The 10,889-nt window shown below is 48.6% G+C and carries 10 protein-coding genes; 2 read left to right on the top strand and 8 right to left on the bottom strand.

Annotation, left to right across the window (positions count from 1 at the left end; genetic code table 11):
* The 3 genes from HY811_08020 to HY811_08010 all read right to left on the bottom strand — a co-directional run.
* On the bottom strand, nt 1-149 hold a 149-nt coding region (locus HY811_08020), incomplete at its 3' end, for a hypothetical protein (GenBank protein MBI4834746.1).
* A gap of 398 nt (nt 150-547) precedes the next feature.
* Nucleotides 548-1,474 carry a hypothetical protein gene (locus tag HY811_08015; GenBank protein ID MBI4834745.1) on the bottom strand — a complete coding sequence of 309 codons (927 nt, stop codon included), beginning with the start codon at nt 1,472-1,474 and terminating at the stop codon, nt 548-550.
* 1 nt (nt 1,475) lies between these two features.
* Nucleotides 1,476-3,251, bottom strand: coding sequence for a BatA domain-containing protein (locus HY811_08010; protein MBI4834744.1), 1,776 nt, complete (start codon nt 3,249-3,251; stop codon nt 1,476-1,478).
* 161 nt (nt 3,252-3,412) lie between these two features.
* Here HY811_08010 and HY811_08005 point away from each other — a divergent pair, with 161 nt between their 5' ends.
* On the top strand, nt 3,413-5,299 hold the full coding sequence (locus HY811_08005; protein MBI4834743.1) for a 1-deoxy-D-xylulose-5-phosphate synthase: 1,887 nt from the start codon (nt 3,413-3,415) through the stop codon (nt 5,297-5,299).
* Nucleotides 5,300-5,378: 79 nt separating this feature from the next.
* The gene (locus HY811_08000; GenBank protein ID MBI4834742.1) at nt 5,379-5,804 is read left to right on the top strand and encodes a hypothetical protein; all 426 of its coding nucleotides are present in this window, start codon (nt 5,379-5,381) and stop codon (nt 5,802-5,804) included.
* A gap of 75 nt (nt 5,805-5,879) precedes the next feature.
* Here the strand turns inward: HY811_08000 and HY811_07995 are convergent, their stop codons facing one another.
* The 5 genes from HY811_07995 to HY811_07975 form a co-directional block, all read right to left on the bottom strand.
* Nucleotides 5,880-7,601: a DUF4173 domain-containing protein gene (locus tag HY811_07995; protein MBI4834741.1), complete on the bottom strand. Its 1,722-nt coding sequence runs from the start codon at nt 7,599-7,601 to the stop codon at nt 5,880-5,882.
* A 42-nt stretch (nt 7,602-7,643) separates the two neighbouring features.
* Nucleotides 7,644-8,402 (bottom strand): rhomboid family intramembrane serine protease, encoded by a 759-nt coding sequence (locus HY811_07990; GenBank protein ID MBI4834740.1) that lies wholly within the window; start codon nt 8,400-8,402, stop codon nt 7,644-7,646.
* 7 nt (nt 8,403-8,409) lie between these two features.
* On the bottom strand, nt 8,410-9,297 hold the full coding sequence (locus HY811_07985) for a hypothetical protein (GenBank protein ID MBI4834739.1): 888 nt from the start codon (nt 9,295-9,297) through the stop codon (nt 8,410-8,412).
* A gap of 137 nt (nt 9,298-9,434) precedes the next feature.
* Nucleotides 9,435-9,968, bottom strand: a complete 534-nt coding sequence (locus tag HY811_07980) for a hypothetical protein (protein MBI4834738.1) — start codon at nt 9,966-9,968, stop codon at nt 9,435-9,437.
* Between the two features lie 557 nt (nt 9,969-10,525).
* A partial coding sequence (locus tag HY811_07975; GenBank protein MBI4834737.1) for an SUMF1/EgtB/PvdO family nonheme iron enzyme occupies nt 10,526-10,889 on the bottom strand: 364 nt, incomplete at its 5' end.

Here is a 10,889-nt window from a genome sequence, read left to right as displayed (position 1 = left end):
GTATTATATGCAGTATTAAGCAAGGCATCAGGCAAGGGGGAATTTGTGGTGATGGTTGGGTCTGCAAAGGCCAGATTTACGGTGGCTATACATATTAATAAGGCGATGCCGAAAGCTCCTATGTTAACGGCGCGGTTGTTTTTCTGCATAACAATCCTCCTTATTTATTGTTTGATACTATAACTTTTATTAATCTCTTTGTCAAGGGCAATTTCATTTATTGCCAATATTTACTTTTCCTATGCCCAACCCCGACGCCCTGTCGGGATAAATAAAAAAGGGCAAGGAACTACTTACTGGTTTCTACTTTCTGTCCGCTAAGACTTCCCAGCAGTCCAGCATCGCAGCCCCTGCCCCAAAGGGCAGAGCCTACTGCTGAGAAGCAATAGAATAGCGGACAGAATTCTTTACCTTTTAACTTAGCCGTATCATATAAACTACGCCTGTTGTTGTCAAGCCAAATATCGCTTATTATCAAATATTTTTATTGATGTTTCCCCTTGAAATAAAGGAGTAATCTAACGGGATGGATAATTAACTGTATGCTTTACTTTTCAAGCCCCTTGGCGATTTCATCCGGGGACTTCCCTTCGCTTAAAAAACCCATCACCTTTACCACTTCTGCTTCTGTCAACTCTCTCGCTAGCCTGCGGTTAAGGTAATATATGCACAGGGTTTTCAGCCTGATAAGCAAAGATATTTCTTCATCCGAAAGAACCGTGTCTTTAGAGATGCCGATCCAATATTTGCTGTAAGAACTCTTAAAGGGTTGCGGCACTTCCGAACCGAAAGCCAGCGGTATAAAAAGAGAAGTTGCATCCATGGATAAATCCTCCGTGATTATTTTATGCCAAGGCGTCACCTTATCCCAAGATTTACGCCACCTTGCTAAAACATCGACCCTTTTGTGGACAGGCGCGGTTTTATTGAGATATAAAATAACCAGGTTGTCCTCTTCCTTAAAGCCCTCTTTATAAAGGCCCAGTATCGTATAATTATCCTCGGAGAAAATCTCCGTCCAGAGTTTTTCCATAGGCGTCAAACTGTCCGGCACACCTTTGTTTTCCTGTAACAATTGGATGAGTTGTTTGCGTTCGTGCACATTAAGTCGTTCCGCATAATTAAGCAGAGCATCCCGCACCGAATAACACAAATATTTATATCCGGCAAGCTTCGTAAAAACCTTCTCCGCACTGAACATCTCAATAGGCAAAGCTACCTCTATCAAATACAACTGGTCATGACAGGAAAGCCTTTCCATCTCTGCAACTTTTAATAATTCCTTTACCCGGTCTAATGGATGTTCAAGTTTCTGTATCCGGCTAAGCTGGATACACACCGGACTGCATTCAGTCGAGGGTTTATGGACATAATTAAAACGGCTCGGAGGCGGAACGGGTATGCTTTCCCGGTACGGCTGGGAAGCACAACCCAACGCCGCGACTAAACAAGTAACCAGGAAAAACCTAATCACATTACTTCACCTCCTTATTTTCCAACCACCAGGAAATTACCAATAAGACTAAACCGAAAAGAACCGGCCAAAACCAGGCCGGACGAGCAATGCTTTTGATTATCGTTGCAGTCCCCGCACCTGAAACCGCCTCTGGTATCTGCGTAACACCGTTATTATCGGAGGACGCACTGTCTGCCACGTTAACGGCTGTCTTGCCGCCCACCGAATCAAACAATCCGCTCTTTAATTGGTAGCCATTAAGCGGTTTGGCATAATCCCCTGCCCTGTAATACCCGTATTCTCCCTCTGATACTTGTCCAATACCGCTAAAACTTTCTATCAGGTTCGCCCAGAAAATCGGGAAGTATGGCGTCAACGCCCAATCAGTATCGCTCTCTTTGGGATTGACCCATTCCATATCAAAACCGCAAATGATGATATGGTTCCCCTTGTTTTTATATTCCGCCAGCAGGATATCATCACCCGAACGTATGAGCGGCGCCAAAAATTCATTTTCCACTTCTGCCGATATAACACCCCTGCTTTGCCAGAGATGAAAACCGGTAACATCCACATTAGCCATAATCTCCGAATTCAATGCAGGGGAAAGCAACTGGAAATCGCTCCTTTCCAGGCGCGCCAGCTTGAAACGGTAAAAATCATACAGCGGGTTTACCACAACAGCTTTCCTGTAATCAGCCCCATCAGGCGGCTTGATATTATTGTATATAAAAATAGCGTCCGTGCCTGCCGCCGGTGGCTCGGGAGAATATACCAGCTCCAAAGACGGATTCGCCTTTAATACTCTTGTCAGCACATTGCTCTGCCTGCCGACCAGGTAAACCTTTTGTTTGTTTTTGCTGAGTTTGGTCAGAAACGCCCTGTTATCGCATTCCAAATCGTCCCCGATTTCCAACCGCGCTTCTATAACCGTGGGATTATCCGCGCTGATATCCGGAAAGACGACTGCTTTTTCCTCATCCGGATTAAGGCTTATTTCCTCTTTAGCCATCTCTTTATTATCCGAATATATTACAACCGGAACATTCTGCCGCGGCTCATTGGAATAGTTTTTTACTGTAACCAATACCGCCGTTCTCCTTTCAACCACCCTTGCCCCGATATGGGTAATCGCCGCATTTTGCGAAGGCGCGCCGAAGAGTATTTCAACCGGCTTAACCCTGAATTGATTGATAATCGATTCCGGCAAATGCCTATCCGAATACAAAAGCACGCGGCTATCGACACCAAGCTTACCAAGTTCTGAAGAATACCTTGCCAGCCAATCCGCCCAGTCAATCTTTATTTCGTTGGGCGATAACACATCAAGCTGTTTAGTTAAGTCCGCCGACCGAAGGTGGCGCAGGACAAGATTCTCCGCGCCGGTGGTTTGTATCACCGTCAGCGGAAGATTCGCTGGTTGCCTGGCAAGCCATCCTTGAAGATGCATTACCGCCTTATCCAGGCGTGTCGGACCGCCCTGGGAGGCGCTTTTCATCCCAATGCTGTTATCCAGGATGATTACTATCTCCGGCAGGATCTCTTCCTGGGCGACAAAGGCGGGCTTGGCCATGGCAAAGGAAAGAAGAGCAATGGCGATAATCTGGATAAGCAGGACTAATAAGAAATTATAGCGGTAATGTTTCTTATCCTCAACGCCTTCGGAGCTGACGCGTTCCCAGATTAAAAGGCTCGGCACGACCACGGTGCGCGGGCGCGCCCTGAGGAATTTGAGCAGTATTAAAAGCGGTATCAGCAAAAGGCCCAATAAACCAAGCGGATTTTGTAATATCATAATTCAATTAGCCACAGAGGCACAGAGAACACTGAGAATAAATAAAACGGGGCTTGCCCCGCTGGATATTCCAAGATACACATTATATCCGGCGGGGTCAACTGAAATCGGTTTTGTCCATAAACGGCCTATCGGGATTTATTTGATAAAGCGGCTTATTTGTGTATAATAAACCGAATATGGCATTGCTGGAAAAGATTAAAGCTCCTGAAGAGTTGAAGAAATTACCGGTCGAGGAATTGCCCAAGCTGGCAGAGGAAATCCGCCGGAAAATCATAGAAGTGGTCTATAAAAACGGCGGGCACCTGGGCTCCAACCTCGGGGTAATCGAACTCACTATCGCCCTGCATTACGTCTTTAATTTTCCTCAAGATCGAATTGCCTGGGATGTCAGCCACCAGTGCTACACCCATAAAATCCTAAGCGGACGGTTGGATAAAATAGATACCCTGCGGATGGGCGGGGGCTTGAGCGGATTTACCGCGCCGGAAGAAAGCCCTTATGATTCGTTCAAGGTTGGCCATGCCGGCACTTCGGTTTCCACTGCTTTGGGAATCGCCTGCGCCAATGGTCTACTCAAAAATAATAATAAGGCAATCGCCGTCTTAGGCGACGGCGCCCTGACCGCCGGAATGACCTTTGAGGCGCTTAACCACGCCGGTACGGTCAAGCCGGACTTAATCGTCATTCTTAACGACAATAAAATGTCAATATCGCGCACCATCGGCTCAATGGCGAATTATCTCAATAAACTGCGCACCACCCATCTTTACCAGGATGTCAAAAACGAACTCTACCGCATTGCGGAATCCCTGCCCAAGGTCGGCCAGACCGTGGGAAAAACCATAGGCCACCTGCGCTCCTCGGCGATGTCGTTTCTGGGCGGATTTATCTTCGAAGAACTCGGATTTTCCTATTACGGGCCGGTGGACGGGCACAATATCCCGAAAATGATACAGCTATTCCGTGAAATACAGAAACTCAAACAGCCCATTCTTATTCACGTCATCACGGAAAAAGGCAAGGGCTCCGAACTTGCCATGAAAGACCCCTGTAACCTGCACGGCATGAACCCGGTAAAATATTCCGATGACGGTAAAGTCAGCCTGCGCCAGAATGCGGAAACTTACACGGATGTCTTTGCCCGCTCGGCAGCCGAACTGGCGCGCGAGAACAGCCGTATCGTGGCTATCACCGCAGCAATGCCCGAAGGCACGGGACTTGTGGAATTCGAAAAAGCCTACCCGAACCGGTATTTCGATGTCGGCATCTGCGAACAGCACGCACTCGGCCTGGCCGCCGGGCTTGCCAAACAGGGGTTAAAACCTATCGCCGGCATTTATTCGACATTCCTACAACGCGCCTTTGACCAGCTTTTCCAGGAAGTCGCCTTGCAAAAAAATCATATCGTATTTACCATGGACCGCGCCGGTTTAGTCGGCAGCGACGGCGCCACCCATCACGGTGTTTTTGATATTGCCTATTTAAGGATGTTCCCGGAATTCGTCCTGATGTCGCCCAAAGATGGAAGTGAACTCACCCAGATGCTTGCCTTTGCCTTGACATTAAACCAGCCGGTCTTTATCCGTTACCCGCGGACAGAAACCCCGAAGCCATTGTTTACCCAATCAGCACCGCTTGCATTAGCTAAATCAGAAATACTTAAAGACGGCAGGGGCGGCGCGATTTTAGCATACGGCTCGATGGTCTATCCGGCATATACTGCGGCCGAAGTTCTGGCAAAGGAAGGGATTGAACTCACCGTCGTCAATGCCAGATTTGCCAAGCCGCTGGATGAAGAACTGATTAAGAAGCTGGCAGGGGAACAGCCGTTTATTATCACGGTTGAGGAACACGCCTCAAGCGGCGGGTTCGGCTCGGCGGTCCTGGAATGCCTGAACAGATTAGGCAAGGACACCGGAAAAACCAGGTGCCTTGGAATCCCGGATAAATTCATCGAGCACGGCAACCGCGCTAAATTACTGGCATCACTCGGGCTGGATGCCGAAGGCATCATCAAAACGGTAAAAACACTGGTTAAGAAGTGATTCATTGCACACAGGTTAACGCGGACAAACGCGGCTATAAATTTCTTTGAGGCTGAAATCAGCCGGAAAGAATGCTCTTATGGGGACAAGCATTATTCATCTGGTAAAATTATGCGGGCCGGCTTATACCGCGGTATTCTGCTTTTTCCTGGTTGCCTCTTTTGCGGCGGTTATCGCCAATATCAAGAATCTTTCCAAGGCCCGCCAATACATCTCTTCCAATAGCCAATTGCCTGACGGCTTTAAGAAGTTCCTGTTCTGGCCCAAGGTATTGAAAGGCTTGGGGGTATTATCGTTCATGGCGAGTATATTGGCAACGGCAATGGCGTTTGAAGCGGTATTCCAATACATGCTCTCACGCCCCAACGCCTCAAGCATGGATATGTACCAGGGTGCTTACGAATCGCTGGTGATACTGTGTTTCGGGACGGCGCTGTCCATAATCCTTTTCAGCACATATTATATCTTCAGGACATTACTTCACGGGATACGGCATCATAAATAATATCCGGCTTTAAAGTGTAGGACACCTACAAAATCAGGAAAGCCTGATTCCGCAAAGAGTCTTTTCCGGCAGGTTTTACCACCATCTTCTGGCGTAATCGTCCAGTTGCTTTAATGCCTTCTGCCAATTCCCATCCGGAATGATTTCGTCCAATTTAGGACGGGCGGATTTAATCGCCTCCAGGGCATTGGAGCGGGAAAGCTCTTTATCCGCCCAGCGGGTTTCCGCATCCTTCAGCTTTTGCAATCTCGCCTGCTCCCTGAGGAGTATGCCGGCAACCCCTTCGCGGATAGCCTGGTCCTTAGAATCCAATAAAGGAATGAGCGGCGGGATTCCTTCGGCAGTGATGGGCTGAACGATTAATTGGATAGCTGAACGCGGGTTCTCATAAAGTATGATTCCGGTATTGTATTTAAAAACCAGCCAGTCCATCGGCGTTACGGCAAGCGCGAAAAGCGCCAGCGCAAAGGCAAGCAAATGACGGCGTATCATCCACAGGAAACTCCTCACCCTTTGCATCTTAAAGGCAACGATCAAAAGCCCGATGACCACTAAAGTAATCCCGTAAGCGCCGACAATCCTCAGCCGCGTAAGACCGTTATAATCAATGTATACCTGCAGACGGCGGAAAGTGGCAAGCGCCAAGACCAGGTTCTGCGCCACCCAAATCCAGGAAAGAATCTTCAAAAAAGACGCCCGGCGGTGGAAATTAAGGTCGCGGATAAAAATAATCCCCAGTATCAGGCTGGTTAAAGCCAATGCCATGGTCAACCAGAGCGTTCCGCTGCGGGCGTATACTGAATACGCAAAGCCTTCTGGCAAGGCGCGCTTTATCCAAAGGAACGAAATATCCACCGCATTGTAAACGAAAAAGAGAACGTTCACGGCAATAAGCGTATTGATGGCGATTGTCTCCCGCAAATCAACCGCGGGCAAAGGCGATCTGGCCTCCATTTTCTCATCTTCGCCGAGAAACGGGGTCAGGATAGTCCGCTTGATGTTTTTAGGTATCAATAAAATTATCGCGATGAAAAATGATACTATCCAGAAAAAGAGACGGCCGAATGATATGTATTCAAAAATATTGGAAATCTGTTTCCAAACCCAGTCCCAGGCGTCTCCCATCCACGATTCGACCACAATATTTCCCATGGCAAAGATGAAAAGGAAAACCAGGACAACCGCGGCAGGAATCAGCCAGGTCAGCCCGATACGAAATCCTTTCAGGCTCCAGCCGGGGGATTTAGCGCCAAAGCGCATAAAGGTTTTGCCAAACCCCAATAACGTCAGAGGGATGGCGACAAAAGTCAACAAAAAATAATGGCACAGTTCCGGGATATGGATTAAGAATTGCCTTGAAGAGCAGGCAAATGTAAAAAGAAGCATAAAAGAGATTATTTCAGCCAACGAAACCGCTTGCCAAATAGTCCGCAGGGCGAAAATAAGCACCAGAATACCGCAGATGACAGAGGACTTGGTCAGCGGCTTATTTTCCACGAACCAGATGACTATCGCGGAGAGCAGGATTAAAACACCCAGACCGGCGCCGCCGGATCTTTCCGAGCCCTGGTATATAAAGTAGTCGAACAAAATTATCAAAAGGAAAACGGCAAGGATGGCGATTCCGGTGATATCCGGGATGATAGACGCCTTTTTCGGCTTGGGAATGGGCGGCGGCTCAAGCGCATCGGCAAATGGTTTTATATCCGGCTCCGGAATATTCGTCGGTGATTCCGGTTTAGACGGTTCGGGCTTGGGCATTTCCGGGGAAGGATTTTCTTCCGGAAGCGAATTCATAACAGCTCCTTTTTAAAAGTATCTGGTTTCCGAACAGCTCTCTTACATCCCATAAATATTTTTCTCTTCGAGTTGCAATAGGGTCACCGGTTCTTTAGGGCTCGCCGGCGCCACTAATTCAGGGACTAAGAAGAAAGTAATCGCTCCCCCGCCGATAAACCCGCCGATATGGGCGGAATTATCTATGAACGGGGTTAAAAACCCGGTCCCGATTTGATACAAAGCCCAGATAACGATGATGAACCCGATGCGTTTATCGCGCAGGAAAAAATGCTTTTGGTGCTTGTAAAAGAAGACGCCGGCCGCGCCCATCAGCCCGAAAATGGCGCCCGAAGCGCCTACCGAAGGGCCTTCATGTATCAAAATGCTAAAAAGCGCGCCGCTTATCCCGCTCAAAAAATAAATTATAGAAGTCTTGTAATATTTATAAGCGTGTTCGCATGCCATCCCCAGGATGTAAAAGGCGATACAGTTGCCGATTAAGTGGTCAAAACTGCCGTGCAAGAACATGCAGGTAATAAGGCGCCATATCTCGCCTTGCATGACCAACGGGCGGTATAACGCGCCGGCGCTGATAATGGCGACCTCGTTTTCCAGCTTGCCCGCGGCAAGCTCCCATATAAAAACAAGGATATTTATGCCGATAAGCGCTATGGTCAAAGGCGGAAGGAACGATATGTCCTTTTCAAAATCCGTTTTCCCAGATTCATCGGATGAATCCGCCAGCATGTTATCCGTAATCAAAACCGCCGGGAGCGGATTGGCCGTGGGTTTTGCTTCGTTTTGGCTTGGTGTTTCCATATTTAAATCAGCGTTTTTCGCCTGTATCGAGCATTACACCCAACGCAATGGCGATTCTCCGGTCCAATGTCTTATAGGCATCAGCCGACATATCCAGAACGTAACGGTCCAAAATGGTGAAATTGCGGTTGAATTCGCCGATGACTTTTTCCCCGGCCGGTTCGAGGATGATAAAATTCGTCCTTAAAAGCCCAAAGAAATTGCCCAGGAGCCGGCGTATCAGGGAAAGGATTATCGAATCCTCCTTTGCCAGGCACAAAATAGATTTATCCGGCTTGTAGCAATACCAGCGCTTGCGTATTATATTGTAAAGGTAATTTTTATGGAGAGTCGCCAATTCGGCGCCGTCCGGCGACCGGACGGTAAAGGTGGCGTTGATTATCTGGACTTTTTTATCCTGGAGCACTTCGAGGAGTTTTTCCTTTTTGGTCTTATCGCGGTAAAAAGTAATGTGGCGCTTGGCATAGAGCATTATCGAAACGGCAATGATGCCGAAAAGCCCGCCGAGCACGGCAAGGATAACAAGCACGGCCTGGAGCGCGCCGGAAGTTAAGCTTGCCAGTATGCCGAAGAGCGTGGCAACCAGCCCGCCCGCCATGAATCCGGCGAAGATGGCGCCCAGGTTCCGCAAAAGATGCATCGGCCTCTGGACGAAGATGATAGGCACGCCTTTTTCATCACAAACGTCGTATTTTTCCGAAATGGCGAAATGTTTCTGCCTTAGGAGGAACTTATTACGGTTGAAAACCTGGTCGCCCGGCTGGGTGGCGGCATCCTGCCCCTGGAGGCAGACCGCAAACACCTTTTTGCATTTGGGGCATTGGACGCTTTTACCGGCGTATTCGTCCTTGAAATTATAATCCGTTCCGCATTCGCATTTCATGGCGATGGGCATATAAAAAACCTCCTATCTTTTTGGTAGTTTACTTTTATTCTACCCTTAACGGGTTTTGAAATCAAATATTTAGTCATTGATTATTTATATCACAAGCCCATTTTTATTTTCTTTCATTCCTACCCTAATAATGTAATTCAGGCGTCCTTTATATCCATCATTTTACCATGGCACTCCAACTCCATCTCCATCTGGCGGCCGGCCGCCGTGGGATTGGTAAACCGGTTCAAATCAAGCCCCTTGCCGGTAAACCGTTCCCAGATAGCGCTTCTTATTTTCAGGAATTCCGGGGAACTATAACCCTGCGCGGTCTCGGGACGAAGGACGAACCTGACCACGAAAGACGAGGGACGCCCGCCAAAGGCGGGTCCGCCTGAGGCGGAAGAGACGAAAGACGCCACCAACTCATCCAGCCAGCCGTTGACCTGGTCCACCATCTTCTGGTCATAATCAGAATCACATATCGCGTTAAAGGCGAGTTTGAGGCGCTTAACGAATTGCCGCCGGAATTGACCCCATCTGGTCTGCACAATATAAGGCCGCAATGCCCGGATGGCTGTCTGTAGGGGCGATTCATGAATCGCCCCTACGGTATCACGGTATGGCGCCACCAATCGCCAGTTGCCGAATACCTTCCGCTCGGCATACGACGCCGTCTCTATCGGCATCATTGCCTTAATCTTTTCAGCTTTACGCCAGTGGACTTGACGCCGTGCTCTGGCGTAGGCCTTTTTTACCCAGTGTTTAATATCCTTGAGAGGGTACTCATTAAAGGCTGGAATTATGGTATTTTTTGCGGGCTCATTTTCGTTCGTATCATCTTGACCCATAAGGAATTAGAAAATTTGGTAAAGTCAAACGTAGGGGGGTAGGCACACCCCCCGCCGTGGGGGATTCTTTATAAAGCCGTGCTCCCCTCCTCGTAAGGCCGTGGGGTACCCATCGCAAAACTATGGGGTAGTCTTCACCAAGGTATAGGGCACCTCTTATCAGAGTATGGGGAGCCACTTGTCAGGGTATAGGGTACCAGTCACCAAGATATGGGGCGCCTCTTACAAAACTATGGGGTACCGCTTACCAAGGTATGGACTCCCCTTCACAAAGGTATGGGGCACTGCTTACCAAAGTATGGGGTACCACTCGTAAAGATATGGGATGCCCATCGTAAAAACGCACTCACTCGCATAACCCGACGCACCCTGAACCCAAAAAGTAAAGATGTAAAAGGCTACTTCGTCTTAGCTGGGCGAAAGCCCACAAGGCTGTTCCGTCCCGTGCCAGTCCACCCGGCGTAGCCACGGTCAGACACCCGCAAGTATGCTGTGGCACCGTACCAACTGCCGCCGCGAACGGCTTTGAATTCCCCGCTCGCCGGCCCTTGCGGATTGTCCTTAGGACTATTTTCGTAATAGGTCTCATCATACCAATCAGCACAATACTCCCAGACATTACCGGCAGTGTCATATAGCCCGAACCCGTTCGGCTTTTTCTGTCCGACTGGATGGGTGGTATAGTTTGAATTATCCTCATACCAAGCATAATCGCCGGCTTGTTTCACGTCATCACCCCAGTAGAATTTAGTAGTTGTCTTG

It is taken from the genome of Planctomycetota bacterium (assembly GCA_016207825.1).
Lineage (GTDB): Bacteria > Planctomycetota > MHYJ01 > JACQXL01 > JACQZI01 > JACQZI01.
The sequence above is the reverse complement of the archived record's forward strand: the minus strand, read 5'-3'. Positions and strand labels throughout refer to the sequence as shown.

Excerpts from the sequence above, each read along its gene's own strand:
- HY811_08000 (MBI4834742.1), top strand. The coding sequence starts at position 5,379 with ATGGGGACAAGCATTATTCATCTGGTAAAATTATGCGGGCCGGCTTAT.
- HY811_07980 (MBI4834738.1), bottom strand. The coding sequence starts at position 9,968 with ATGATGCCGATAGAGACGGCGTCGTATGCCGAGCGGAAGGTATTCGGC.
- HY811_07995 (MBI4834741.1), bottom strand. The coding sequence starts at position 7,601 with ATGAATTCGCTTCCGGAAGAAAATCCTTCCCCGGAAATGCCCAAGCCC.
- HY811_07985 (MBI4834739.1), bottom strand. The coding sequence starts at position 9,297 with ATGCCCATCGCCATGAAATGCGAATGCGGAACGGATTATAATTTCAAG.
- HY811_07990 (MBI4834740.1), bottom strand. The coding sequence starts at position 8,402 with ATGGAAACACCAAGCCAAAACGAAGCAAAACCCACGGCCAATCCGCTC.
- HY811_08010 (MBI4834744.1), bottom strand. The coding sequence starts at position 3,251 with ATGATATTACAAAATCCGCTTGGTTTATTGGGCCTTTTGCTGATACCG.